Consider the following 24,654-nt stretch of genomic DNA (forward strand, 5'->3'; position numbering starts at 1 on the left):
AGCCGGAACGGAGTCCGGCTTTTTGCATAGGTTAATCTGCTATTAAACGCGTTCGAAAACGGTTGCGATACCTTGGCCTAAACCGATACACATAGTGGCTAGACCTAAAGTCGCATCTTTGTGTTCCATTAGGTTAATTAGCGTCGTTGAAATACGCGCGCCAGAACAACCCAGTGGGTGACCTAGGGCAATCGCACCACCGTTCAGGTTAATCTTGTCTTCAACAACGTCCATTAGGCCTAAATCTTTAACGCATGGTAAAGACTGAGCTGCGAACGCTTCGTTCAGCTCGATAACATCTAAATCGTTGATGCTGATGCCTGCACGTGCAAGGGCTTTTTGAGTCGCAGGAACTGGACCGTAACCCATGATAGCTGCATCGCAACCTGCAACTGCCATAGAGCGAATACGAGCACGGATTGGCAGACCTAAAGCGCGAGCTTTAGATTCTTCCATTACCAACATGGCAGAAGCACCATCAGATAATGCAGAAGAGGTACCTGCAGTTACCGTGCCGTTCGCTGGGTCGAATACTGGACGTAGTGCGGCCAATGATTCCATAGAGGTTTCTGGGCGGATTACTTCGTCGTGCAGCACCTTGATCAGCGCACCGCTAGCGTCATGGCCTTCGATACCATAAATTTCTTTAGCGAAACGGCCTTCAATAGTGGCAGCATGAGCACGTTGGTGTGAACGCACAGCAAACGCATCCTGTTGCTCACGGGTAATACCGTGCAGTTTACCCAGCATTTCAGCGGTTAAGCCCATCATGCCAGAAGCCTTCGCAACGTTGTTAGCTAGCCCTGGGTGGAAGTCTACACCGTGATTCATTGGAACGTGACCCATATGCTCAACACCACCCACGATGAAGGTGTCGCCCATGCCTGTCATGATGGCGCGTGCTGCTTGGTGGATAGCTTCCATTGAAGAACCACACAGACGGTTAACCGTTACTGCGCCAGCGGTTTTTGGAATGCCAGCGAGTAATGATGCGTTACGGGCAATGTTAAAGCCTTGTTCTAGCGTTTGTTGTACACAACCCCAGATAACATCTTCGATAGTGTTAGGGTCTAATTGCGGGTTACGCAGTAACAGACCTTTCATTAGTTCAGCAGACAGAGATTCTGCACGTACATTACGGAATACCCCAGCCTTAGAACGGCCCATCGGAGTACGAATGCAGTCTACGATAACAGCTTGTTTCATAATTAAATTCCTTTTCCGCTGATTAGGCTTGGTAGTAGCTGCCGTTATTGGCTGCTAGGGCACGCATTGCGTCGGTTACTTGATACAGACCACCTAAGTGAACGTATTTGTCTGCTAGTGCGACAAAGTTAGCTACACCCATTGTGTCTAAGTAACGGAACACGCCGCCACGGAATGGAGGGAAGCCTAAGCCATACACAAGACCCATATCCGCTTCAGCAGGAGTAGCAATAATGCCTTCTTCTAAGCAGCGTACGGTTTCGATAATCATTGGGATCATAGTGCGAGCGATGATTTCATCGGCGTCGAATGACTTGAGTTCACCAAAGGCTTCTTTTAATAGGCCATAGCTTACTGCATCAACGTCTTTCTTCGGCTTACCGCGGCTATCAACTGAATAGGCGTAGAAACCTTTACCGTTCTTCTGACCTAGACGTTTGTTCTCAAACATCACGTCAATGGCGTCTTGGCCGTTTTTGCCCATACGATCAGGGAAGCCTTCAGCCATTACTGCTTGCGCGTGGTGACCAGTGTCTAAGCCAACAACGTCTAGCAGGTAAGCTGGGCCCATTGGCCAGCCGAATTGTTTTTCCATTACTTTGTCGATAGCTGCGAAGTCACCGCCTTCAGCTAATAGACCGTTAAAGCCCGCGAAGTAGGGGAAGAGTACGCGGTTTACGAAGAAGCCTGGGCAATCGTTAACAACGATAGGGGTTTTACCCATTTTGCTTGCGTAAGCAACCACAGAAGCGATGGTTTCTTCTGAGCTGTGCTCGCCACGGATAACTTCAACTAATGGCATTTTGTGCACAGGGTTGAAGAAGTGCATACCGCAGAAACGCTCAGGTTTCTTCATGCTCTTAGCGAGTAGGTTAATTGAAATAGTCGAGGTGTTAGAGGCGATGATCGCATCTTCACTCACGTATTGTTCAACTTCAGCCAGCACTTGAGCCTTTACTTTTGGATGCTCAACAACAGCTTCTACAACCACATCAGCGTTTTTCACTGGGGCGTAGTCTAAAGCTGGCGTGATGTTGTTCAGTACTTTTGCCATTTTGTCTGGCGTTGAGCGGCCGCGGGCAACTTGAGCAGACAGAAGTTTAGCAGCTTCATTCAGGCCTAAGTCCAGCGCTGGCTGAGCGATATCCTTCATAACGATAGGAGTGCCTTTGCTCGCGCTTTGGTAAGCGATACCGCCGCCCATGATACCAGCACCTAAAACGGCTGCGCTGTTTACGTCTTTAGCCAGTTTGCCCGCTTTCTTCGCTTTGCCTTTCACTAGTTGGTCGTTTAAGAAGATACCAATAAGGGCTTTAGCAACATCAGTTTTAGCAAGCTTGATAAATGCTTGGTGCTCAACTTGCAGCGCTTCTGCGCGGCCAAAGCCCGCAGCTTGCTCAACAACGTTAACAACTGCCATTGGTGCTGGGTAGTGTTTACCCGCAACCGCAAACACCATGCCTTTAGCCGTAGTGAAAGACATCATGGCTTCTAGTTTTGGCAGTGCAAGTGGCGAAAGTTTACGTTGACGGCGAGCTTGCCAATCCAGTTTCTCTGCAATTGCATCTTTTAGCATTTGAATCGCAGCAACTTCCAGAGCTTCTGGCGCAACAACAGCGTCGATTGCACCCACTTTAAGAGCGTCTTCTGGGCGCTGATCTTTACCTGAGGTGATCCACTCTAGTGCGTTGTCGGCACCGATAACGCGCGGTAAACGGACTGTACCACCGAAACCAGGGATGATACCCAGTTTGGTTTCTGGTAAGCCGATTTTGGCTGTAGTGTCAGCAATACGGAAGTCGGTTGCAAGAATGGTTTCGCAGCCACCGCCCAGCGCAAAGCCTTTGATGGCAGAAGCGGTTGGGAACGGTAAGTCTTCAAGCTTGTTGAATACGGCGTTAGCCTGTTCAACCCAAGATTGCAGAACGGCATCATCCTGCGCGAACAGGCCGAGGAATTCGGTGATGTCAGCGCCAACGATAAAGGTATCTTTACCTGAGGTTAGCACTAAGGCTTGAATGTTAGATTGTTGCTTGATGCTATCTAACGCGGCATCAAGTGAGGATAGGGTTTCTCTATCGAATTTGTTTACCGAGCCAGGTGCATTGAAACACAGCTTGGCAATATTATCCTCGAGTAACTCAACCTGAATTGTAGGACTTTGGTAGATCATTGCTTGCTTCCTTTTGGCTTAAAAGTGGTACTCACCATTATTTTTGGCGCTAGTACGACTCTCTATCTCACAGCAGCTTCGGCCATCATTTGACCAGTTGTATGCCAGTTTGCTTCTAAATTCGATAAATTACAACACCCAATTAAAACGAGTGTTTAATTTCTTGTCGGCTAGAGTGAAATTTCACCTTTGTGATACACTGCACACAGTGATAAAGACCCTAGATACCGCTCAAAATCCTGTATAAAGACTTTGTTTTTTGTCCATCGAGATTGGGCTTCTCACTATATGTGGGTGTAGGCTTTTTGTCTGTTTAATTCTTAAAATCAATAAGCTAGTTTTTAATTGTATACTTAAGCGGCGGTTATGCGGCAATGGTGTGGATGAGCTGCAGGCTAAGCTTGGCTATTTCACCAGCGTTTAATCACGCTTGGATTATTTTTAACTAATGTTCAACACAGGATATGACAAATGGAACTCTTGGCTCAGCATTATCACGCCCATATCGCCGAGTTAAATCGTCGAGTCGCTGAAATCTTATCGCGGGAAGCCTTAGCGGGATTAGTGATCCACTCGGGCCAACCCCACAGAATGTTCCTTGATGACATCGATTATCCGTTTAAAGCCAATCCGCATTTCAAGGCTTGGCTGCCTGTACTAGATAACCCCAATTGCTGGCTGGTGGTGAATGGCCGCGATAAGCCGCAATTGATTTTCTACCGCCCTGTGGATTTTTGGCACAAGGTCTCTGATGTGCCGGAGATGTTCTGGACAGAACACTTCGATATCAAGCTTTTGACTAAGGCTGATAAAGTCGCTGAGTTATTACCATCGGACATCAGTAACTGGGCTTATATAGGTGAGCATTTGGATGTGGCCGATGTGCTGGGCATAAGTAATCGTAATCCAGTGGCGGTGATGAACTACCTGCATTTCCATCGCACAACAAAAACTGAGTACGAGCTAGAATGCATGCGTCGTGCTAACTTGCTTGCTATCGAAGGGCATTTAGCGGCTAAGAATGCCTTTTATAACGGTGCTAGCGAGTTTGAGATCCAGCAGCAATATTTATCTGCCGTAGGACAGAGCGAGAACGAAGTGCCCTATAGCAATATCATTGCGTTAAATCAAAATGCGGCGATTTTGCATTACACCGCACTCGAACATCAAAAACCTGCTCGACGAAACTCCTTTTTGATCGATGCGGGGGCTAACTATTTTGGTTATGCCGCCGACATCACCCGTACCTATGCGTTTGAAAAGAATCGTTTCGATGAACTCATTACGGCAATGAATAAGACCCAGCTTGAGCTTATCGATATGATGCGCCCAGGTGTGCGTTACTTGGATTTACATTTAGCGACCCACGATAAGGTTGCGCAGCTATTGCTGGATTTTGAGTTGGCAACAGGTGATGCTAAGGGCTTGGTTGAGCAGGGCATTACCAGTGCATTCTTTCCCCATGGACTAGGCCACATGCTTGGCTTGCAAGTGCACGATGTGGGCGGGTTTTCCTACGATGAGCGCGGCACTCATATCGCTGCACCAGAAGCACATCCTTTCCTGCGATGTACTCGTATTTTGGCACCCAATCAGGTGCTAACCATGGAGCCTGGTCTGTACATTATCGATACCTTGCTGGATGAGTTGAAACAGGATAGCCGAGGCAAGCAAATCAATTGGCAGACAATTGACGAGCTTCGCCCCTTCGGCGGGATTCGTATCGAAGATAATGTCATCGTGCATCAAGATCGTATTGAAAATATGACCCGCGAACTGGGTCTTGCTTAAGTGTTAGGATATATGCGTGCTTGAATGTTATCGGATCCCGAGTGGAAACCTGATGATAGAAGAAGAGATAAAACACAGTCGTTTTATCTCTTTTCTGTTTCATTGCAATAGTTTGGATGATTTGAAGTTGGTACTCACTAACATTAAGCGAGATTATCCTGGTGCTAGTCATTACTGTTATGCCTACGTGTCAGGGGCTCCCAATGATGGCGTACAGATGGGTTCGAGTGATGATGGCGAACCCGCTGGCAGTGCAGGGCGTCCTATGTTGGCTGTATTGCAGGGAGCCAATATCGGTGAGATAGGTGCAGTTGTGGTGCGTTATTATGGTGGCACTAAGCTGGGCGTTGGTGGGCTAGTGCGAGCCTATACTTCTGGTTTAAGGCAAGGATTGAATCAGTTGACGACTGAGATTAAGCAAATTCGCTATCCTGCCAGATTACAATGCGATTACACTCAACTTAGGGATGTTGAGCATCTATTAACGCAGCTCGATGCCGTGATTACAGACAAGCAGTTTACCGAGGTAATTGATGTACAGTTTCAAATTGGTAAACAGCAAAGGGAGCTATTAGTCGAGTGGTTGGCCACCTTAAGTCAGGGCAGTTTACGCGCAGAGTTTGATCTGTGATACCCGTACAAATTGTGCCAAAATAACTACAATGCTGAAAATACCTTTGCAGCCAATGGAATAATCGAACCCGCTTAATGCAATATAAAACCATCATCCGAATCATTGGCCTGTTAATCGGCCTGTTTTCCACCACTATGCTTCCGCCTGCTTTGATTGCCATTTGGTATAACGATGGTGGCGGTACAGCGTTTATCCAGGCATTTTTTGTCAGCCTTTTCATTGGTTTTTGGCTTTGGTATCCCAACCGTCGGTGCAAGGAAGACTTACGGACACGGGAAGGTTTTTTGATTGTGGTGTTGTTTTGGACGGTACTGGGTTCAATAGGTGCCTTGCCATTTATCTTTTCTAAGCAGCCTGATTTAAGTTGGACAGATAGTTTCTTCGAATCCTTCTCCGCATTAACGACCACTGGAGCCACGGTAATTGTCGGCCTCGATTATCTACCTAAGGCGATTTTGTTCTATCGCCATATGCTGCAATGGCTAGGCGGCATGGGGATTATCGTACTTGCTGTGGCCATCTTGCCCGTGTTGGGGATTGGGGGGATGCAGCTCTATCGCGCCGAAATCCCTGGGCCAGTTAAGGACAGTAAGATGACGCCCAGAATTGCCGAAACGGCAAAGGCGTTATGGTATATCTATTTACTGCTCACCATAGCTTGTGCTGGAGCTTATTGGCTTGCAGGCATGAGTGTGTTTGATGCCATTTGTCACTCATTTTCAACTATTGCTATTGGTGGATTCTCGACCCATGACGCCAGTATGGGTTACTTTGATAGTTCGCTTATCAATCTGATTTGTGTGTTCTTCTTATTAGTTTCAGCGGTGAACTTTAGCGTGCATTTTGCCGCATTTTCACGACGGGGCATTAATTTAAAAGTTTATTTTAAAGACGCCGAATTTAAGATGCTGGTGCTTATCCAGTTGGTATTAACTGGGATTTGTTTTATCACTCTCTATCACTCGGGCATCTATGATTCCCCCGAGGAAACCTTAGATCATGCATTATTCCAAGCCGTTTCGGTTTCTACCACTGCGGGATTTGGCACTGAGAGTTTCCATGTCTGGCCGCTGTTTTTACCCATTCTGTTAATTTTTTCTAGCTTTATTGGGGGCTGTGGTGGCTCGACAGCGGGTGGGATCAAGGTGATTCGCGTCATTCTATTGTTGCTGCAGGGTTCACGCGAATTGAAGCGTTTGGTTCACCCTAAAGCGATGTTCTCTATTCGTATTGGCTCTAAAGCGCTGCCTGACCGCGTCGTCGATGCCGTATGGGGTTTTTTCTCTGCCTACGCTTTAGTGTTCGTGATTTGCATGTTGGCGCTGATGGCGATGGGATTAGATGATATAACCGCCTTTAGTGCGACTGCGGCTTGCCTAAACAATCTTGGCCCCGGCTTGGGCGAAGTGGCCAGTAATTACGCTAGCATTGGCGATGGCGCTAAATGGGTGCTCGTGGTTGCGATGTTGTTTGGCCGGTTGGAAATTTTCACCCTGTTGATTCTGTTTACACCTACGTTCTGGAAGGACTGATATGCAGACGTTAATAATCTATTCGACCATTGACGGTCAAACCCTGCAGATTTGCCGTAGGTTGCAGTTAATTGCCGAACAGGCGGGTGAGACAGTGACGCTAGTGACCTTGGAGCAAGCCGAGGCGTTAAATTTATCGGATTTCGATAAAGTATTGATTGGCGCGAGCATTCGTTATGGTAAGCATCGTCCAAAGCTGTATGAGTTTGTGAACCAACATCAGGCGGTTTTAGACACAAAGGTAAACGGCTTCTTTACCGTGAATGTGGTCGCGCGTAAGCCGCTTAAAAATACTCCCGACACTAATCCTTACATGCAGAAGTTCCTTAAGCTTTCGCTTTGGCAGCCCCAGCAACTCGGGGTATTTGCAGGCAAAATTGACTACCCTAAATATGGCTTGTTTGATCGCACTATGATTAGGTTTATCATGTGGATGACCAAGGGGCCGACGGATCTTAAGGGAACCTTTGAGTTTACCGATTGGGCTAAGGTTGATGACTTTGGCCGCGCGTTTACTCGGCGCTAAATATTTGCCTTCGTAAAAATGACAAAGCCAGAATCGTGCTATCGACTCTGGCTTTTGATTTAGAAAGCTAAATTACACAGCGCAGTATCGGCTATGCAGAATCGAAATAACTTGGGTCACCTGCTCATTTTTGAGTTTGTAGTAAACAATTTGCGAACTCTTACGGGTATCGACTAAATCCTCAGAGCGTAATACCGCCAAGTGTTGCGATAAGGCCGATTGACTCAAAGGTACTGTCTCGTTCAGCTCGGTCACACTTAATTCTTTATCCAATAGCAGGCATAGAATCATTAGGCGATAAGGATTCGCGATGGCTTTTAGCCATTTAGCTGCACTTTCCGCATTAGTTACCATTGCATTCACATCGATATCATTTTGCATAAGGTCACTCACTTTATCGCTTTGATTAGATTATTCTAATTGATGGTGTTTCTATACGCAATCATACTGCCCGAGTATAAATATCTCAATTTTTGAGTCCAAGAATATGAGATAACGCTGAATTGTGATCCTATCAGAGGTTTATTTAACAAAAGCTTGCCACAATGCAAATATGATTAAGATGGAGCGAGGACTGCCCATGACACGTGTTTTGGTGCTTTATTTTAGCCGTGGTGGCCATACGGCCAAGATTGCCGCAGCAATTGCGGATCAATTAGCGCTGCGCGGCACAAAAGTGGATTTGGTTGATATTAACAGTGCTGCAGCCACGCGAATCAATTGGCCTGACTATCAGCTGGTGGCCTTTGGTGCCTGCGTGCTCTATGGTACCTACGATAAGTCGGTATTCCGATTTGTCGAACAACATGCCAAGGCGTTGAGTTCGTTGCCAAACAGTTTCTTCTGCGTGAACGTGGTAGCACGAAACCCTGAAAAGCGAATCCCTGAGAATAATAAATATCTACAGAAATTTATTACCCTGTCACCTTGGACACCCAGTGATTTGAAAATAATAGCCGGCAAGGTGGATTATCCCTCATGGCCTTGGTATGACAGATTGATGATACAGCTGATTATGAAAATCACTAAGGGGCCAACGGATCCTAAATCAGTGATTGACTTCACTGACTGGGAGGATGTTAAAGCCTATGCTGATCATTTACTTGAGTTGGTTAGCGAGCCTGAAAATGCCTAATAAAAATGCGCTCAGCGAGTGCATTTTTTCTTTGTCATCAATGTCAGCTGATTAGTACTTCCAGAAGCTGGGGTGAAATAGCACCGCCACGGTCAAGATTTCCAATCGTCCTAACAGCATGCCAAGGGATAATGCCCATTTGGCAACATCCGGCAGCGTCGCAAAATTACCCGCTGGGCCAATGATTGGGCCAAGCCCTGGCCCCACGTTAGTCACCGCTGTAATGGCGCCGGTAAAACTGGTCATAGGGTCTAAACCTGTTAGTACTAACACTAACGATAAGCCGACAATCACAAACATAAACAGCAGTACGAAGGTGATCAGCGAGCGAACAATATCTTCACTAATCACGCGGTTGTTATAACGTTCTCTAAATAGCCCGTTAGGGTGGCATTGCTGTTTTAATTGTTCGCGCATGATGGCGCCAGCAATTTGAAAACGGAAAATTTTAATCCCGCCTGATGTTGAACCCGAGCAGCTACCAACAAACATCAGAAATAAAAATGCGATATTGGCAAAGGCGCCCCAAGCACCGTAATCGGTAAGTCCATATCCGGTTGTCGTGACGACTGAAACCACGTTAAAACTTGATAATCGCATGGCATCAACAAGAGCGATATCTCGAGTAAACCACAGCCACAAACCAATAAACCAAGATGTGCAGAAAAGGAAGACTAAAAAGCCCTTAACCTGGGCATCATTCCAAATAGTAAAGTCACGTTGTTGGACAGTTTGCACAAACATTAACAGCGGCAAACCGCCCGCGGCCATAAATATAACGCCCACCCAATGGGCCGAATTAGAGAAAGCCGCCATCGAGCTATCGGAAGTGGAATAGCCACCAGTCGACAGTGTTGTCATCGCGTGGTTAATGGCCTGAAACCAGTTCATTCCTGCTAGATGATATGAAACACCGCAAGCAATAGTTAGCAGAATATAAATAAAGAACAGATGCTTAGCCATATTCTGAGTGCGGGGAACCGCTTTGTCGCTCCAATCCGAAGATTCGGTACGAAATAGCCGCATACCACCGACGTTGAGGAAGGGCAGAATCGCTACCGCCATTACGATAAAGCCAATACCACCAAGCCATTGCAGCAATGAGCGCCAAATAAGAATACTGTGATCCATATTATCCAGCCCCGACAGTACGGTGGAGCCGGTGGTGGTAATACCCGACATGGTCTCGAAGAAGGCATCGGTATAACCTATGCCGTGGTAAAGCGTGAAAGGCATGGCCGCAAATAAACTCACGATCAGCCAAGTCAGACTAGTGAGCAGAAACATATCGCGGATATTGAGATTAATGGATTTACTTTGACCGTTATGTAGGCACAAACTCGCAGTGATGCCAGAGACGAATGCCGATAACATAAATGCACCGACCGTCTCTTCGCCGTTGAAGACTGCAAAGAGCAGGGGAACCAACATAAAGGCTGTTAGCATCGAAAGAAACAGCCCTAAGATAAACAACAGCGGTCTGAAGTTCAGCATAAGATGATGACTTAGAAGAAGAATGCGCTCGGTTGGAAAAGCTTCTCGACTTCGCCGACAAACTTTTTATTCACGAGGAATAAGATTACGTGATCTCCTTGTTCGATAACAGTCTTATCATGGGCCATTAACACTTCTTCATCTCGCACAATCGCGCCAATGGTTGTGCCGGGTGGTAACTTGATGTCACCAATGGCTTTCCCGACCACTTTAGAGGTGCTTGAGTCACCATGGGCAATCGCCTCAATGGCTTCGGCAGCGCCGCGGCGCAGGGAGTACACGTTACAGATATCACCCTGACGAATATGGGTCAGCAGCGCTGAAATCGTCGCCTGTTGCGGCGAAATCGCGATATCGATATTGGCTTCTTGAACTATGTCCACGTAGGCTTCACGTTGGATTAACACCATCACCTTTTTAGCCCCCATGCGTTTAGCCAGCAGGGCAGACATGATGTTAGCTTCATCGTCGTTGGTCACTGCGATAAACACGTCGGTTTGGTCGATGTGTTCTTCGAGCAAAAGCTCCTGATCAGAAGCATCACCACAGAAAACGGTGGTATTTTCGAGTTGCTCAGAAAGTGTTTCTGCACGCTCGAATTTATGTTCGATAAGTTTTACTGAGTGGCTGCGCTCGAGTCGTTTTGCAAGACCCAGTCCGATGTTTCCACCACCTGCAATCATGATATTGCGGTAGGAGTTATCAAGCTTTTGCATCTCACTCATCACCGCGCGGATATGGCGGCTGTCGGCGACGAAGAAGACTTCATCGTCGGCCTCGATAATGGTTGTGCCGCGGGGCATGATAGGGCGACCCTGACGGAAAATGGCTGCCACCCGGGTATCAATATTTGGCATATGTTCACGCAGTGCCGCTAGGGCATTACCCACAAGCGGGCCACCATAGTAGGCGCGAACGGCAACCAGACTTAGGCGACCCTCTGCAAACTCAAGCACTTGGAGTGCACCAGGATATTCCACTAAGCGCTGGATGTAAGCGGTCACTAACTGTTCTGGAGCAATCAACTCATCAATCACGAAACCACCACGAGGTCGGCCCTCGCTGTTTTTGGTTTCACTGTCGATAAACAGCTTGTCACGCATCGCCAGATAAGGCTCTGAACGGATACGCGCAATCTTAGTCGGAGTTCCAAACAAGCTATAGGCCATTTGGCAGGCAACCATGTTGCACTCATCGCTGTTCGTTACCGCGATGAGCATATCAGCATCTTCGGCGCCGGCCTCTTTTAGTACGTCAGGGTGGGCACCATGGCCCACTACAACGCGAAGGTCATATTTATCCTGCAGGGCGCGCAATCTGGACTTGTCGCTATCGACAATGGTGATATCGTTATTTTCACCGACCAAATTTTCGGCCAAGGTTCCCCCGACTTGACCTGCTCCTAATATGATAATTTTCATGGCCTTGCTTACTTCCTAAAGGGTCGCTTTCACTAAACGGGCGTAATAAAACCCATCCATGTTGTCCTGTCCCGGCGTGATTTGCCATCCAATGTCTTGTGGCGAAGCCTGCTGGTCGAGTGTGTCGAGCTTAGCATCTGCGGTGCGGCTTAAGAATGCGCTAATTTGGTCGCGATTCTCCTGCGGTAAAATCGAGCAGGTTGCATACAAGAGTGTGCCACCAGGCTTGAGCCACTTCCAGCAGTGATCGAGAATTTGTCTTTGCAGCTCAGCCAGTTCTTCTATGTCGTGGTTTTTTCTGAGCCATTTGATATCGGGGTGACGCCGAATTACACCCGTTGCCGAGCAGGGCGCATCAAGCAGGATGCGATCGAATTTATCGCCCTGCCACCAAGAATCAATATTGGCTGCATCGCCATGAATAACTTCTGCATTTAATGATAAACGGTCAAGGTTTTGTTGCACGCGCTCGAGACGCTTGGCATCAAAATCCACCGCAACTAACTTAATGCTGGGTTCAAGCTCGAGCAGATGACAGCTTTTACCGCCTGGCGCGGCGCAGGCATCGAGTACTAATTCGTTCGCCTTTGGGGCAAGCAGGGTTGCTGCCCATTGGGCTGCACCGTCTTGAACGGATGCAGCGCCTTCATGGAAGCGCGGCAGGGTAGAGACATCCTTAGGATGGGCAAGCAAGATGGCATCGTTACTCGTGCCTGGGCTGGCTTCAATTTCTAGCGCGTTTAGCGCTGCTAGGTATTCTGTTCGGCCTTGGGATAGACGATTGTTACGCAGCCACATCGGTGGACGTTCATGGCTTTGCTGGATAATCTCCTGCCAGTTGTCAGGATATGCCGCCTTTAAGCGTTTGATTAACCAGCCCGGCGTATTGTATGCCAGCGTGTCTGACTCGGTGCTCAATGGGGTCAGTTGGCGCTGAATATTACGCAGTACGCCGTTAACCACCTTGACCATACCTTCGAACTTTAACTGCCTGCAAGCCTCAGCCGTTTCTGAAATCGCTGCATGACTCGGAATACGGGTGAAATACAACTGGTAACAACCAACGATCAACAGCTGGTGAATAATGCGCTGCTTGCCCTTAAGGGGTTTAGCGAGGCACTCACTGATCCGTTTTTCAACCTGAGGCAGGGTGCGCATCACGCCGTAACACAGTTCGGCTAATAGCGCTTTATCTTTGCCGCTGGCGAGGTGTTTTTGCTGCTCTGGCAAAGCAACAGAAAGCGATACGCCTTTTTCTAAGACTTCGAAGATGGCTTTGGCTGCCAGTGCGCGCAGGTTCATTGTGATTCTGCCTCATTGCTTAGGCGGGTATTAGGTGTAAACCATTCACCGCGGGCGTTGAGAATATCGGCGACACTCAATGGTTTTTTACCTGGCAGTTGCATACTTAGCAGGGTTAACACACCATCGGCAGTCGCGACTTCAATGCCTTTTTTACTGGCGCTGATAATAGTACCTGGTGCAGCATTGCTGGTGGTTGCGCTCACTTGAGTTTGCCACACTTTAATGGTGTTGCCTTGATGCTCAAAGTAACTCACAGGCCATGGATTAAAAGCACGAACCTCTTGCCACAACTGTTTGGCTGATTTGCTCCAGTCGAGTCTTGCCTCTTCCTTACTGAGTTTTTCGGCATAATTCGCTAGCGACTCATCCTGCTTTTCGGCACTTAAGGCCCCAGCTGCTACCCCTTGGAGGGCTTGCAAAAGAGCCTGCGGACCTTGCTGAGCGAGTTTTTCGTAAAGTGTCGCAGAAGTGTCATCATCTTCGATGGGTAAATAGGTTTTTAGCAGCATGTCGCCGGTATCGAGACCTACATCCATCTGCATAATAGTGACACCAGTTTCTTTATCACCCGCCCAAAGCGCTCTTTGGATAGGGGCTGCACCGCGCCAGCGTGGCAGAATTGAACCGTGCACGTTAATACAACCCAGTCGCGGTGTATCGAGCACCACCTTCGGCAGGATCAGACCATAGGCAACTACCACCATAATATCGGCATTGAGCGAAGCAAGTTCCTGTTGGGCGGCTTCTTTACGAAGTGACCCCGGCTGATAAACTGGAATGTTGTTAGCTAGCGCGAGTTCTTTTACTGGGCTGGCGGTGAGCTTTTTGCCTCGACCTGCAGGTCTATCTGGCTGAGTGTAAACCCCAATAACATTGTGCTCTGAGTTAATCAAAGCTTGTAAATGGCGAGAGGCAAAATCCGGTGTTCCGGCGAAGATGATATTCAATGGTTTCAAATCTAATCCTAGTGCTTATTTGGCGTCCAGACGGGCCGCTTTCTCAAGTTTCTGTTTGATCCGTTGACGCTTCAATGGCGACAGGTAGTCGACAAACAACTTACCTTTAAGATGGTCCATTTCATGCTGAATACAAATCGCAAATAGCTCATCTGCTTCGACAATAAATTCATTACCGTGTCTATCGAGGGCTTTAACCGTAATAAACTCGGCACGGTCGACTTTGGCATAAATGCCTGGAACCGACAGACAGCCCTCTTCATTACAAAAATCACCACTGCTGGCGATAATTTCTGGATTGATGAAAACCTTAGGGCGCTCGATATCGTCCTGCAAATCCATAACGATCAGTTGTTTATGGTAATCAACTTGGGTTGCGGCCAGACCAATACCCTTTTCTTGGTACATAGTCTCGAACATATCGTCGATTTGCGTTTGTAACTCAGCATTAAACTCGGAAATCGGTTGCGCTTGAGTACGTAATCTTTCGTCTGGGAAACGTAAAACTTTTAGTAATGCCATACATAAACTCTTAACAAGTCTGTCAAATCTCAATCAGTTGGTTATACTGACTGAGGCTAATGGACTAATTTTAATCTTTAGTGCCAATCAATAACAGTAAAAGCTCGATTTAAGGGCCAAACAACATGGACAGCACCATGAAACGGTTAATTTTACTCGCGTTAATGACGTTTAGTAGCACAATGGTTTCAGCCGATACATTGACGTTGAAGGCCGGCCACCCAGAATCCTATGTCGTTAAAAAAGGCGATACCCTCTGGGACATTTCTGGCACTTTTTTAAGTGACCCATGGAGATGGCCTCAACTATGGGATGTTAATCCACAGATTGCCAATCCCCATTTGATTTACCCTGGTGATTTACTCACCTTAGTCTTCGTCAATGGTCAACCAAGATTAGTCCGTAATGGCGAAGGTAAGCCACATATTAAAAAGACCCCAGAGGGGCGCATCGTACAGAAGGGTGATGCCGTTCCTACAGTGGATCTGTCACTCATTCAAAACTACTTAGTGCAAAACCGAGTTGTCGATGCCGATTGGTTAGCCGAACAGCCTATGATGCTTGCGGGTGAAAAACCTGGACGTCGCCATGTCACTGGCGATGTGATTTATATTGGTCACGAATATCCCGTAGGTCAAAAGTTGGCTATGTATGATAGTGGCCGTGAGTTCTTTGATAAGGAAACGGGCGAGTCTCTTGGGCAAGAGGCTATCTTGGCATCAACCGGACAGGTGATTAAATCAGGAAAGGTTTCTGAGGTAAAATTACTGAGTAACTTCCAAGAAACTAAAGCAGGTTTTAGGGCTCTTCCGATGGAAGATGAATCCTTAATGTCGGCCTATTTTACGTTAAAGCCCTCTGACTTACAGGTGCCTGCGCATGTTGTGGCAACTGCGACTAAATTGCGTGAAGCGGGTAAATTACACGCGGTTTACCTAGATAAAGGTAAAGCAGATGGAGTAGAGCCTGGTGAAGTCTTTTCTATCTACCGCGAAGGTGAGCAAATCGTCGTAGATAACGATGGTGTACCTGTACTTGCCACTGAGCGTACAGCCTATGATAGCTTGATGGCTTCGCTCTCCACAGATAGTTCTCTGCAGATGCCTGATATTTATCACGGTAAACTTATGGTCTTTAAAGTGTTTGATAAGACCAGTCTAGCGTTAATCATGACATCCGAGCGCCCCGTTCGGGTCGATGATAAGTTGATCACACCAGAGACATTAGCCCTAAGAGGTCAATAATCTCCAAACACTTGGTCGATTGGTTAGTTGTTAGTGCTGTATCTGGGCTAGGACCCGCTCGGACACAACAATTACTACAACACATGGATGTGGATGACCTCAGACAAAGGTTAGAGCATGAAAGAGAAGCGCTACCTTTGTCTGGGCAACTGCTCCAAAACCTGACTATTGATTATCAAAAAGTCGATTTAGCCCTTGAGTGGCAACAAGCTTCCCCAAGCAATACCCTAATTGATTTCTCCGATCCCCTCTATCCGCCGCTGCTTAAACAAATCCCTGATCCTCCGAGCATCCTTTTTATTAAGGGTCCTGTAGAGGCCCTAGCTTATCCATCCTTGGCCATTGTCGGCAGCCGCAATGCATCTCCTAGCGGATTACAAGTGGCCTATCAGCTTGCAACGGAAGTCTCTGCGCTAGGTATAAGTATTTGTAGTGGCATGGCATTAGGAATCGATGGTGCGGCCCATAGGGCCTGTGTTGAGCACAATAGACCAACCTTTGCGGTGCTCGGTACTGGTATTGATATTGTATACCCAAGGCGACATCGACAGCTTTATGAGGATATTCAGCAGCAAGGCTGTATAATAAGCGAGTTTTGGCCTGATGTGGGTCCATTTGCAGGCAATTTTCCGAAACGAAACCGCATTATCAGCGGTCTATCTTTAGGGACGTTAGTCGTTGAAGCTTGCAGAAAAAGTGGCTCACTCATTACCGCAAGATTGGCCATGGAGCAGGGGCGTGAGGTGTTTGCCGTGCCTGGTTCAATCCTCGGTGGTTACCACCAAGGTTGCCATGATTTATTACGCGATGGGGCAAAACTTGTGGAAACTGCGGCCGATATAGTAGAAGAGCTGGCAAGTTTAACCGCCTTTCATCTTGAAGAGTTAAACTCCTGCCACCATATACAGCAGAGGGAAATTTGTAGTTTGCCATTTTCATCGCTGTTAGCTAGTGTAGGTTATGAAACTACATCAATTGATGCTGTAGTCGAACATAGTGGGAAAACGATAGATCTGGTGTTAGAACAAATGCTTGAACTTGAGTTGCAAGGTTGGGTGGAAGCGGTACCCGGTGGTTACGTTAGAGTTAAGAGGAGCTAGCCATGTTTGATATACTCATGTATCTATTTGAAAACTATGTTCATAGTGAAGTTGAGTTGCTGGTCGATGAAGACGAGTTAACAAAAGAACTGACTCGGGCAGGATTTCATCAATCTGAGATATTAAAAGCACTTACTTGGTTGGAGCGCCTCGCAGAGTTACAGGAAAGTGATAAGCCCTATCTTTGCAATCATGATCAGCATTCATTTCGTATTTATACCCAAGACGAAATGGAAAAGTTGGATGTGGAATGCCGTGGCTTTTTACTGTTTCTTGAACAGGTTAAAGTACTTAATGTCGAAACCCGTGAAATGGTTATCGACAGAGTCATGGAGCTGGACGAGCCAGCATTAATCCTTGAAGACCTGAAATGGGTTATTCTAATGGTGCTGTTTAATGCACCTGGCCACGAATCGGCCTATGAGCAAATGGAAGATTTAATATTTGAGCAGCCCGACGGCCGCTTGCATTCTTAAATGTTGCGATACGATAGAATAATAGGAAAGGAGGCTAAGTCCTCCTTTTTTGATGCCATGTGTTTTTGTAAACATACACAGTGAGTTATATGCGATAGCGCAATGACTGGTGGTAATTAATTATGTCTAAGATCGACGAACAACTCTTTAGTGCCCATGCGCACGCGCTGGAAAAAGAATTTGAACTCTGTCCCGAGTGTGGCAGTGAGCTATCGGTAAAACACAGTAAACATGGCAGTTTTATTGGTTGTAATAATTACCCCCACTGTGAATACACTCGCCCTTTAGTGCAGCACGAATCGATTGATACTCAAGTGATTGAGGGTTCAAAGTGCCCCGAATGTGGCCATGAGCTGGCAGTTAAATCGGGTCGATTTGGGATCTTTATTGGCTGTACTCAATACCCGAGTTGTACCCATATCGAAAAGTCTGCACAGGATACAGATAAGCCGGAAGTAGCTTGTCCAGAATGTCATACCGGTAAGTTAGAGCACAGAACTAGCCGTTTTGGTAAAAGCTTTTATGCTTGTAATGCCTACCCTAAGTGCAAGTTTATCGTTAATTTTCCACCTGTTGCGCAAACATGCCCAAGCTGCGGCTATGGGATTTTAGTTGAACGTAAAGGCGCGGGTGGGTTACGGTTAGAGTGTCCGCAGAAGAGTTGTAAATACAAGCAAGCTCTCTAGGGCGTGTTGACGTTTCAGGGTTATTTTTGCAGCATTTTGGCTGGTGTTTATGCAAGGCAAAGTCCGTGCCGTGTAGTTATTCTACATAAACGGACGATAACGTAGCAGAAACGTCAGCCAAACGCTGCCCGAAGGGTTCGTCTGGCAAGCACTTACTCTTGCTCTTTTACACAAGAGCCGCTCGTCATTTGAGTAGAATAACTACACGTCATTTCTCGTTTCGCGAGTACGAGCTTGCCAGAACGAACAAAATTTAATCTCAAAACGTCAACGCGCCCTAGTGCCAAACCGTTGGCCGAGGTGTCTTGTGTGGGTATAATTCAAATTCTCCATGGATGGGACTATCAATAGTTGATATTTACTTGTTGAACTCATCAAACGCTAAAAGGTAATTGTTAAGATGTTGCAGCTACACCCATCAGAAATTAACGATGTTGTACTTAATGGTGGCGTGATCGCCTATCCAACCGAAGCCGTTTATGGTTTAGGTTGTGATCCCGATAATGATGAGGCAATTCAAAAGCTTTTGGCCGTAAAGCAGCGTCCATGGCAAAAAGGGCTGATTCTGGTTGCCAGTGATTTTAAGCAGCTCCTTGCCTATGTTGATGACTCACAGCTAACCGCAGAGCAACTCGAGTTTGCATTTTCTAAGTGGCCGGGCCCCTTTACCTTTGTGATGCCGATTAAATCCCATGTCTCACGTTTTTTATGCGGAGAGTTTGATTCGATTGCGGTTCGGGTGTCCGCGCACGAAGGCGTAAGATCTATGTGTGAGGCTTTGGGCAAACCCTTAGTTTCGACCAGCGCTAACTTGGCGGGGGAAAATCCCGCATTGAGTGGTGAGCAAATCCTGAAGGATTTCGACAATAAAATCGATGCTTTAGTGCTGGGCTCTTTAGGTCAGCAGCGCCAGCCTTCAACGATTATCGATGCCCGCAGCGGCAAAATTTTTCGTAATGGACAATAACTGAACCCTAGTAAGGATGATAAACAGATGAGTTTGCCAGATGCGTCAGTCGTAAAAGCGTTTCTTCTCAACCTGCAACAACGAATTTGTGTTGGGTTGGAGCAATTAGATGGTAAAGCCACCTTTGCTGCAGATTCTTGGACACGCGCTGAAGGCGGCGGTGGTACAAGCCGCGTGTTAACTCAAGGTGCGGTTTTCGAGCAAGCTGGGGTGAACTTCTCCCATGTGACTGGCGCAGCAATGCCCGCATCGGCGACTGCACATCGCCCAGAATTGGCTGGCCGAAGCTTTGAGGCTATGGGGGTGTCTTTGGTTATTCATCCAAATAATCCCTACATCCCAACCACCCACGCTAACGTACGCTTCTTCATTGCCCATAAAGAGGGCGCTGATCCGGTTTGGTGGTTCGGTGGTGGTTTCGATTTAACACCTTACTATCCCTTTGAAGAGGATGTTAGAGAGTGGCACCAAACTGCTAAGAACCTGTGCTTGCCCTTTGGTGATGATGTTTATCCAAAATATAAAAAGTGGTGTGATGATTATTTCTTCCTACCACATCGCAATGAAACCCGCGGTGTGGGTGGTCTGTTTTTCGACGACCTTAACCAAGCAGGCTTTGATAGCAGTTTTGCATTTATGCAGGCGGTGGGGAATGGCTTTCTAAAAGCCTATACGCCAATTGTTGAGCGCCGTAAAGACGTAGTCTATGGCGAGCGTGAGCGTGAATTCCAACTCTACCGCCGTGGTCGTTACGTGGAATTTAACTTGGTCTATGATCGTGGAACACTATTTGGCCTACAAACGGGTGGTCGTACTGAATCCATTCTGATGTCGATGCCGCCCTTAGTGCGTTGGCAGTATGCCTATACACCTGAGGCAGGGAGTCCTGAGGCAGATTTGTACGATAACTACCTCAAACCTCGCGACTGGGTATAAGCACTGAATGTCAGCGTTGACTTCGTAATTAAATCCTATTGATTACGCATATGATCGGCCAGAGTAGAAATCGCCTCAAAAATGGCGGCACGATGCTCTGGCTTTTTTATATGTTCATCAATGGCAAATTTCATGCAGAATAGCCATTGATCCCGCATCGCTTCATCGACGGCAAAGGGCATATGGCGAGCGCGCAGTGCAGGGTGCCCATACTTTTGCTGGTACAACTGCGGTCCACCGAGCCAACCACTTAAAAACTCATATAGCTTTTGTTCTGACTCCGCGATAGGGGCTCTATGCAGGGCAAACAATGCTTGGGTTTCGTCGGAAGAAGCCATCTTCTGGTAAAAACTCTTTGCAATCGCCTTAATGACTTTGTCGCCACCAATCAAATCGTAAGCATTGGATTGCGTTGGGTCTCGGTCATCTTGAGGTGTTGCATGTTTAGTAAAAATCTTTTTTAGCCAATTCATCTTATCTATCGTCTATGAAGCAATGGTGCATTATAGCTTGAAACAGGCGTTCGGATAATTGCTGTTGCGCAGAGCCAAAAGCGCGGTAGACTGCCAAATCAGCCCAGTCACTACAAAGCATTCATGGCAGGAAAGCATTAATGACAGCAAGATCGGTTAAGACAGACAAATACGCCGTTTTCGGTAACCCCATTAACCACAGTAAATCGCCATTCATCCACGGCCAATTTGCCGCCATGACGCATCAAGCCATGACCTATGAGGCTATCCTTGCTCCCGTTGATGGCTTTGAAGAATCGCTCCGTCACTTCTTTAGCAGCGGTGGTAAAGGGGCGAATGTGACTGTGCCATTTAAGGAGCAGGCATTTGCGCTTTGCCAAAGTTTGAGTGCGGAAGCTGAGATAGCGGGTGCGGTAAACACGCTGATCTTGCAGGATGATGGCACTATTCGGGGAGATAACACTGATGGCTTAGGCTTGGTTGCCGATCTCACGGCAAACCTTGGCGGTCTGCATCATCAAAAAGTGTTGTTGGTCGGTGCGGGTGGTGCGGCGAGGGGTTGTATCTTGCCTTTGCTCGGGGCGGGGATAGGGCAACTTGTCATCACTAATCGTACCCAATGTAAAGCGCAGCAGTTAGTTGATATCTTTAGCGAGGTTGAGGCTGTTCTTTATCGCGATAAGTTGAGTGCAGTCGCAACCCATGAATTATCAGGCGAGTATGATGTGGTGATCAATTCGACCTCCGCTAGTCTTGTGGGCGAATTACCTGCAATTTCACCATCTGTAATCGGGACTCATACGGTCTGCTACGACATGATGTATGGCGCCGAGCTAACCACATTTAATCAATGGGCCTTATCCCAAGGTGCAGCAAAGGTGATTGATGGCCTCGGAATGCTCGTTGGTCAGGCGGCGAAAAGCTTTGCTTTGTGGCGGGGTATTGAGCCAGATAGCCAAAGGGTGCTTAACTTATTAAGAGAGCAACTTGGTAAAGTCAGCAAATAGGCAAGTGTAATGAATCAAAGTGTCCTGTTCCCCGATCTGCAATATTGGGACGATAACAACAAACAAATCTGTTTTATCGCTCAACTTCAAGGGATGAATATCAAATGTTATATCAGTGCAGAAAAGCTGGCGCAGTTAAATGATTTCTCGCCACAGCCTAGGGCAGACGAAGCGGCAGCAATGTTAGCGCTGTTCGATGCGGTGAGATTTGATGCTGAAGAAATGGCAGAAGAGCTAATCGAAGCAGAAGAGTTTGATGAGTTTGGTGCGGTGCACTTAGGTTAAACGCAGATTCAAACATAGGGATGGCTGAGACTAATAAGGTTATTCAGCCATCCCATAGATCCTAAATCATTACTCTGATTTAGGCTCTGCCAGATATTCGTTTTTCAGACGCACGTAGTTATCTGCTGATTCAGGTAAGAACTTAAGCTCCGCTTCAGTTAACGGTCTAGCTTGCTTGACAGGGCTGCCCACATATAAGTAGCCACTTTGTAAAACTTTGCCTGGTGGGACTAAAGAACCCGCACCTAAAATCACATCATCTTCTAAAACCGCGCCATCGAGAATAATTGCGCCCATGCCTACTAATACGCGGTTACCAACCTTGCAGCCGTGTAACATTGCCTTATGACCAATCGTTACATCATCGCCAATGAGCAACGGATGACCATCTGGACGAGAAGCTGATTTGCGAGTCACATGCAATACGCTACCGTCTTGCACATTTGAACGCTTACCGATACGGATGTGGTTTACGTCACCACGCGCAGCCACCATAGGCCAAATACTGGCGTCATTATCTAAGGCAATATCTCCAACGAGTACACAAGACTCATCTATATATACGTTATCTGCTAATTGTGGCCGAATTCCTTGATAAGATCTGAGTGACGCTGACATAAAAAAGTCCCTAATTGAGTGTTTTATCACATTATAAAGGTTAAAAACTGACAGGTCAGGTCAAATTTCCAACGAACAGCGCGAAAATAGCAATTATCTTTAAATTAAGGGTTGCGCAAAAACTCAGGCTCCCTATAATGCGCATCCACTGACACGGCAGAGCGCGAAAGCGAATGCTGATTCAGCTTGAATCGAACAGCTTTTAAGCGAACGATTCAAGTGCGAAAAGAAGTTGAAAAAACTCCTTGACGCGAAATGGGAAATGCGTAGAATACGCAGCCCTGACCCGCTGAGCGGTAACGCGAAGCTTGAGGTCAAATGCTCTTTAACAATCTAAACAAGAAATCTGTGTGGACACTCACAGGTGTTGAGTTAATCGAAATTACTCTGCCGTTTGGCGAGTAATCAAAGAATTAAATCAATGAATGAGTGTTCATAGCAATATGTACAGTTTGTTTTGACTTTCGAGTCGAAGCAGCAAATCAGAATTCATTGAGTCGTTTAACGCGAGTTAAACAAAAAAACTTTTAATTGAAGAGTTTGATCATGGCTCAGATTGAACGCTGGCGGCAGGCCTAACACATGCAAGTCGAGCGGCAGCACAAGGGAACTTGTTCCTGAGGTGGCGAGCGGCGGACGGGTGAGTAATGCCTAGGGATCTGCCCAGTCGTGGGGGATAACAGTTGGAAACGACTGCTAATACCGCATACGCCCTACGGGGGAAAGGAGGGGACCTTCGGGCCTTCCGCGATTGGATGAACCTAGGTGGGATTAGCTAGTTGGTGAGGTAATGGCTCACCAAGGCGACGATCCCTAGCTGTTCTGAGAGGATGATCAGCCACACTGGGACTGAGACACGGCCCAGACTCCTACGGGAGGCAGCAGTGGGGAATATTGCACAATGGGGGAAACCCTGATGCAGCCATGCCGCGTGTGTGAAGAAGGCCTTCGGGTTGTAAAGCACTTTCAGTAGGGAGGAAAGGTTGTAAGTTAATACCTTGCAGCTGTGACGTTACCTACAGAAGAAGGACCGGCTAACTCCGTGCCAGCAGCCGCGGTAATACGGAGGGTCCAAGCGTTAATCGGAATTACTGGGCGTAAAGCGTGCGCAGGCGGTTGATTAAGCGAGATGTGAAAGCCCCGGGCTCAACCTGGGAATTGCATTTCGAACTGGTCGACTAGAGTCTTGTAGAGGGGGGTAGAATTCCAGGTGTAGCGGTGAAATGCGTAGAGATCTGGAGGAATACCGGTGGCGAAGGCGGCCCCCTGGACAAAGACTGACGCTCAGGCACGAAAGCGTGGGGAGCAAACAGGATTAGATACCCTGGTAGTCCACGCCGTAAACGATGTCTACTCGGAGTTTGGTGTCTTGAACACTGGGCTCTCAAGCTAACGCATTAAGTAGACCGCCTGGGGAGTACGGCCGCAAGGTTAAAACTCAAATGAATTGACGGGGGCCCGCACAAGCGGTGGAGCATGTGGTTTAATTCGATGCAACGCGAAGAACCTTACCTACTCTTGACATCCAGAGAATTCGCTAGAGATAGCTTAGTGCCTTCGGGAACTCTGAGACAGGTGCTGCATGGCTGTCGTCAGCTCGTGTTGTGAAATGTTGGGTTAAGTCCCGCAACGAGCGCAACCCCTATCCTTATTTGCCAGCGCGTAATGGCGGGAACTCTAGGGAGACTGCCGGTGATAAACCGGAGGAAGGTGGGGACGACGTCAAGTCATCATGGCCCTTACGAGTAGGGCTACACACGTGCTACAATGGCGAGTACAGAGGGTTGCAAAGCCGCGAGGTGGAGCTAATCTCACAAAGCTCGTCGTAGTCCGGATTGGAGTCTGCAACTCGACTCCATGAAGTCGGAATCGCTAGTAATCGTGAATCAGAATGTCACGGTGAATACGTTCCCGGGCCTTGTACACACCGCCCGTCACACCATGGGAGTGGGCTGCAAAAGAAGTGGGTAGCTTAACCTTCGGGAGGGCGCTCACCACTTTGTGGTTCATGACTGGGGTGAAGTCGTAACAAGGTAGCCCTAGGGGAACCTGGGGCTGGATCACCTCCTTACCTATACGACTAACTCGATGTTTGTTGAGTGTTCACACAGATGGCTTGTTGAACTTCCTGTAAGGGAAGGGAGAGCGAAATGCACCGCATGCCGGT

23 protein-coding genes and 1 rRNA gene are annotated in these 24,654 nt (G+C 47.4%); 14 read left to right on the forward strand and 10 right to left on the reverse strand.

The window, feature by feature from the left end; translation table 11 throughout:
- Positions 1-42: 42 nt before the first annotated feature.
- Together fadA and fadB are read right to left on the reverse strand one after the other, a co-directional pair.
- Entirely contained in the window at positions 43-1,206 is a 1,164-nt protein-coding gene (gene fadA, locus K0H61_RS00065; RefSeq protein ID WP_220050782.1) for an acetyl-CoA C-acyltransferase FadA, read from the reverse strand.
- A 22-nt stretch (positions 1,207-1,228) separates the two neighbouring features.
- On the reverse strand, positions 1,229-3,379 hold the full coding sequence (gene fadB / locus K0H61_RS00070; RefSeq protein ID WP_220050783.1) for a fatty acid oxidation complex subunit alpha FadB: 2,151 nt from the start codon (positions 3,377-3,379) through the stop codon (positions 1,229-1,231).
- Positions 3,380-3,850: 471 nt separating this feature from the next.
- Here fadB and pepQ point away from each other — a divergent pair, with 471 nt between their 5' ends.
- The 4 genes from pepQ (at position 3,851) to hemG (K0H61_RS00090) (ending at position 7,862) form a co-directional block, all read left to right on the forward strand.
- Entirely contained in the window at positions 3,851-5,170 is a 1,320-nt protein-coding gene (gene pepQ / locus K0H61_RS00075; RefSeq protein ID WP_220050784.1) for a Xaa-Pro dipeptidase, read from the forward strand.
- 16 nt (positions 5,171-5,186) lie between these two features.
- A complete protein-coding gene (locus tag K0H61_RS00080) occupies positions 5,187-5,801 on the forward strand; it encodes a YigZ family protein (protein ID WP_220050785.1) in 615 nt (204 codons plus the stop codon).
- 77 nt (positions 5,802-5,878) lie between these two features.
- The gene (locus K0H61_RS00085; RefSeq protein WP_220050786.1) at positions 5,879-7,336 is read left to right on the forward strand and encodes a TrkH family potassium uptake protein; all 1,458 of its coding nucleotides are present in this window, start codon (positions 5,879-5,881) and stop codon (positions 7,334-7,336) included.
- A gap of 1 nt (position 7,337) precedes the next feature.
- Positions 7,338-7,862, forward strand: a complete 525-nt coding sequence (gene hemG / locus K0H61_RS00090; RefSeq protein ID WP_220050787.1) for a menaquinone-dependent protoporphyrinogen IX dehydrogenase — start codon at positions 7,338-7,340, stop codon at positions 7,860-7,862.
- Positions 7,863-7,934: 72 nt separating this feature from the next.
- Here the strand turns inward: hemG (K0H61_RS00090) and K0H61_RS00095 are convergent, their stop codons facing one another.
- Positions 7,935-8,243: an ArsR/SmtB family transcription factor gene (locus K0H61_RS00095; protein WP_220050788.1), complete on the reverse strand. Its 309-nt coding sequence runs from the start codon at positions 8,241-8,243 to the stop codon at positions 7,935-7,937.
- Positions 8,244-8,442: 199 nt separating this feature from the next.
- Here K0H61_RS00095 and hemG (K0H61_RS00100) point away from each other — a divergent pair, with 199 nt between their 5' ends.
- Positions 8,443-8,997: a menaquinone-dependent protoporphyrinogen IX dehydrogenase gene (gene hemG / locus K0H61_RS00100; protein WP_220050789.1), complete on the forward strand. Its 555-nt coding sequence runs from the start codon at positions 8,443-8,445 to the stop codon at positions 8,995-8,997.
- A gap of 51 nt (positions 8,998-9,048) precedes the next feature.
- On the opposite strand, the gene K0H61_RS00105 is transcribed toward hemG (K0H61_RS00100), so the two are convergent.
- The 5 genes from K0H61_RS00105 to def are packed head-to-tail and all read right to left on the reverse strand — an operon-like array spanning position 9,049 to position 14,695.
- A complete protein-coding gene (locus K0H61_RS00105) occupies positions 9,049-10,491 on the reverse strand; it encodes a TrkH family potassium uptake protein (protein ID WP_220050790.1) in 1,443 nt (480 codons plus the stop codon).
- Positions 10,492-10,502: 11 nt separating this feature from the next.
- A complete protein-coding gene (gene trkA / locus K0H61_RS00110) occupies positions 10,503-11,912 on the reverse strand; it encodes a Trk system potassium transporter TrkA (RefSeq protein ID WP_220050791.1) in 1,410 nt (469 codons plus the stop codon).
- A gap of 15 nt (positions 11,913-11,927) precedes the next feature.
- Entirely contained in the window at positions 11,928-13,214 is a 1,287-nt protein-coding gene (gene rsmB / locus K0H61_RS00115) for a 16S rRNA (cytosine(967)-C(5))-methyltransferase RsmB (protein WP_220050792.1), read from the reverse strand.
- Positions 13,211-14,173: a methionyl-tRNA formyltransferase gene (gene fmt / locus K0H61_RS00120; RefSeq protein WP_220050793.1), complete on the reverse strand. Its 963-nt coding sequence runs from the start codon at positions 14,171-14,173 to the stop codon at positions 13,211-13,213. The genes rsmB and fmt overlap by 4 nt, the downstream gene beginning before the upstream one ends.
- 15 nt (positions 14,174-14,188) lie before the next feature.
- Positions 14,189-14,695 carry a peptide deformylase gene (gene def, locus K0H61_RS00125; RefSeq protein WP_220050794.1) on the reverse strand — a complete coding sequence of 169 codons (507 nt, stop codon included), beginning with the start codon at positions 14,693-14,695 and terminating at the stop codon, positions 14,189-14,191.
- 125 nt (positions 14,696-14,820) lie between these two features.
- On the opposite strand from def, the gene K0H61_RS00130 reads away from it, so the two are divergent.
- The 6 genes from K0H61_RS00130 to hemF all read left to right on the forward strand — a co-directional run bounded on the left by K0H61_RS00130 (position 14,821) and on the right by hemF (position 20,104).
- Complete coding sequence (locus K0H61_RS00130) at positions 14,821-15,939, forward strand: LysM peptidoglycan-binding domain-containing protein (RefSeq protein WP_220050795.1); 1,119 nt, start codon at positions 14,821-14,823, stop codon at positions 15,937-15,939.
- 137 nt (positions 15,940-16,076) lie between these two features.
- The gene (gene dprA, locus K0H61_RS00135; RefSeq protein WP_491572528.1) at positions 16,077-17,039 is read left to right on the forward strand and encodes a DNA-processing protein DprA; all 963 of its coding nucleotides are present in this window, start codon (positions 16,077-16,079) and stop codon (positions 17,037-17,039) included.
- A gap of 2 nt (positions 17,040-17,041) precedes the next feature.
- Positions 17,042-17,515 carry a DUF494 family protein gene (locus K0H61_RS00140; RefSeq protein ID WP_220050797.1) on the forward strand — a complete coding sequence of 158 codons (474 nt, stop codon included), beginning with the start codon at positions 17,042-17,044 and terminating at the stop codon, positions 17,513-17,515.
- A 122-nt stretch (positions 17,516-17,637) separates the two neighbouring features.
- Positions 17,638-18,201, forward strand: coding sequence for a DNA topoisomerase family protein (locus tag K0H61_RS00145; RefSeq protein WP_220050798.1), 564 nt, complete (start codon positions 17,638-17,640; stop codon positions 18,199-18,201).
- Positions 18,202-18,601: 400 nt separating this feature from the next.
- Positions 18,602-19,168 carry an L-threonylcarbamoyladenylate synthase type 1 TsaC gene (tsaC, locus tag K0H61_RS00150; protein ID WP_220050799.1) on the forward strand — a complete coding sequence of 189 codons (567 nt, stop codon included), beginning with the start codon at positions 18,602-18,604 and terminating at the stop codon, positions 19,166-19,168.
- Between the two features lie 27 nt (positions 19,169-19,195).
- Entirely contained in the window at positions 19,196-20,104 is a 909-nt protein-coding gene (gene hemF / locus K0H61_RS00155) for an oxygen-dependent coproporphyrinogen oxidase (protein WP_220050800.1), read from the forward strand.
- Positions 20,105-20,139: 35 nt separating this feature from the next.
- Here hemF and K0H61_RS00160 read toward each other — a convergent pair whose 3' ends face one another.
- On the reverse strand, positions 20,140-20,577 hold the full coding sequence (locus tag K0H61_RS00160; protein ID WP_220050801.1) for a group II truncated hemoglobin: 438 nt from the start codon (positions 20,575-20,577) through the stop codon (positions 20,140-20,142).
- Positions 20,578-20,717: 140 nt separating this feature from the next.
- On the opposite strand from K0H61_RS00160, the gene aroE reads away from it, so the two are divergent.
- Together aroE and K0H61_RS00170 are read left to right on the forward strand one after the other, a co-directional pair.
- Complete coding sequence (aroE, locus tag K0H61_RS00165; RefSeq protein WP_220050802.1) at positions 20,718-21,584, forward strand: shikimate dehydrogenase; 867 nt, start codon at positions 20,718-20,720, stop codon at positions 21,582-21,584.
- A 9-nt stretch (positions 21,585-21,593) separates the two neighbouring features.
- Positions 21,594-21,869 carry a DUF1488 family protein gene (locus K0H61_RS00170; protein WP_220050803.1) on the forward strand — a complete coding sequence of 92 codons (276 nt, stop codon included), beginning with the start codon at positions 21,594-21,596 and terminating at the stop codon, positions 21,867-21,869.
- Positions 21,870-21,938: 69 nt separating this feature from the next.
- Here the strand turns inward: K0H61_RS00170 and K0H61_RS00175 are convergent, their stop codons facing one another.
- Positions 21,939-22,487: a gamma carbonic anhydrase family protein gene (locus K0H61_RS00175; protein ID WP_220050804.1), complete on the reverse strand. Its 549-nt coding sequence runs from the start codon at positions 22,485-22,487 to the stop codon at positions 21,939-21,941.
- 528 nt (positions 22,488-23,015) lie between these two features.
- Here K0H61_RS00175 and K0H61_RS00180 point away from each other — a divergent pair.
- A 16S ribosomal RNA gene (locus K0H61_RS00180) occupies positions 23,016-24,558 on the forward strand.
- Positions 24,559-24,654: the final 96 nt, after the last annotated feature.

The organism is Shewanella acanthi (assembly GCF_019457475.1).
GTDB lineage: Bacteria > Pseudomonadota > Gammaproteobacteria > Enterobacterales > Shewanellaceae > Shewanella > Shewanella acanthi.

Coding starts and splice junctions, on each gene's coding strand:
- fadA (WP_220050782.1), bottom strand. CDS start 1,206: ATGAAACAAGCTGTTATCGTAGACTGCATTCGTACTCCGATGGGCCGT.
- fadB (WP_220050783.1), bottom strand. CDS start 3,379: ATGATCTACCAAAGTCCTACAATTCAGGTTGAGTTACTCGAGGATAAT.
- pepQ (WP_220050784.1), top strand. CDS start 3,851: ATGGAACTCTTGGCTCAGCATTATCACGCCCATATCGCCGAGTTAAAT.
- K0H61_RS00085 (WP_220050786.1), top strand. CDS start 5,879: ATGCAATATAAAACCATCATCCGAATCATTGGCCTGTTAATCGGCCTG.
- hemG (WP_220050787.1), top strand. CDS start 7,338: ATGCAGACGTTAATAATCTATTCGACCATTGACGGTCAAACCCTGCAG.
- K0H61_RS00095 (WP_220050788.1), bottom strand. CDS start 8,243: ATGCAAAATGATATCGATGTGAATGCAATGGTAACTAATGCGGAAAGT.
- hemG (WP_220050789.1), top strand. CDS start 8,443: ATGACACGTGTTTTGGTGCTTTATTTTAGCCGTGGTGGCCATACGGCC.
- K0H61_RS00105 (WP_220050790.1), bottom strand. CDS start 10,491: ATGCTGAACTTCAGACCGCTGTTGTTTATCTTAGGGCTGTTTCTTTCG.
- trkA (WP_220050791.1), bottom strand. CDS start 11,912: ATGAAAATTATCATATTAGGAGCAGGTCAAGTCGGGGGAACCTTGGCC.
- rsmB (WP_220050792.1), bottom strand. CDS start 13,214: ATGAACCTGCGCGCACTGGCAGCCAAAGCCATCTTCGAAGTCTTAGAA.
- def (WP_220050794.1), bottom strand. CDS start 14,695: ATGGCATTACTAAAAGTTTTACGTTTCCCAGACGAAAGATTACGTACT.
- K0H61_RS00130 (WP_220050795.1), top strand. CDS start 14,821: ATGGACAGCACCATGAAACGGTTAATTTTACTCGCGTTAATGACGTTT.
- K0H61_RS00140 (WP_220050797.1), top strand. CDS start 17,042: ATGTTTGATATACTCATGTATCTATTTGAAAACTATGTTCATAGTGAA.
- K0H61_RS00145 (WP_220050798.1), top strand. CDS start 17,638: ATGTCTAAGATCGACGAACAACTCTTTAGTGCCCATGCGCACGCGCTG.
- tsaC (WP_220050799.1), top strand. CDS start 18,602: ATGTTGCAGCTACACCCATCAGAAATTAACGATGTTGTACTTAATGGT.
- hemF (WP_220050800.1), top strand. CDS start 19,196: ATGAGTTTGCCAGATGCGTCAGTCGTAAAAGCGTTTCTTCTCAACCTG.
- K0H61_RS00160 (WP_220050801.1), bottom strand. CDS start 20,577: ATGAATTGGCTAAAAAAGATTTTTACTAAACATGCAACACCTCAAGAT.
- aroE (WP_220050802.1), top strand. CDS start 20,718: ATGACAGCAAGATCGGTTAAGACAGACAAATACGCCGTTTTCGGTAAC.
- K0H61_RS00170 (WP_220050803.1), top strand. CDS start 21,594: ATGAATCAAAGTGTCCTGTTCCCCGATCTGCAATATTGGGACGATAAC.
- K0H61_RS00175 (WP_220050804.1), bottom strand. CDS start 22,487: ATGTCAGCGTCACTCAGATCTTATCAAGGAATTCGGCCACAATTAGCA.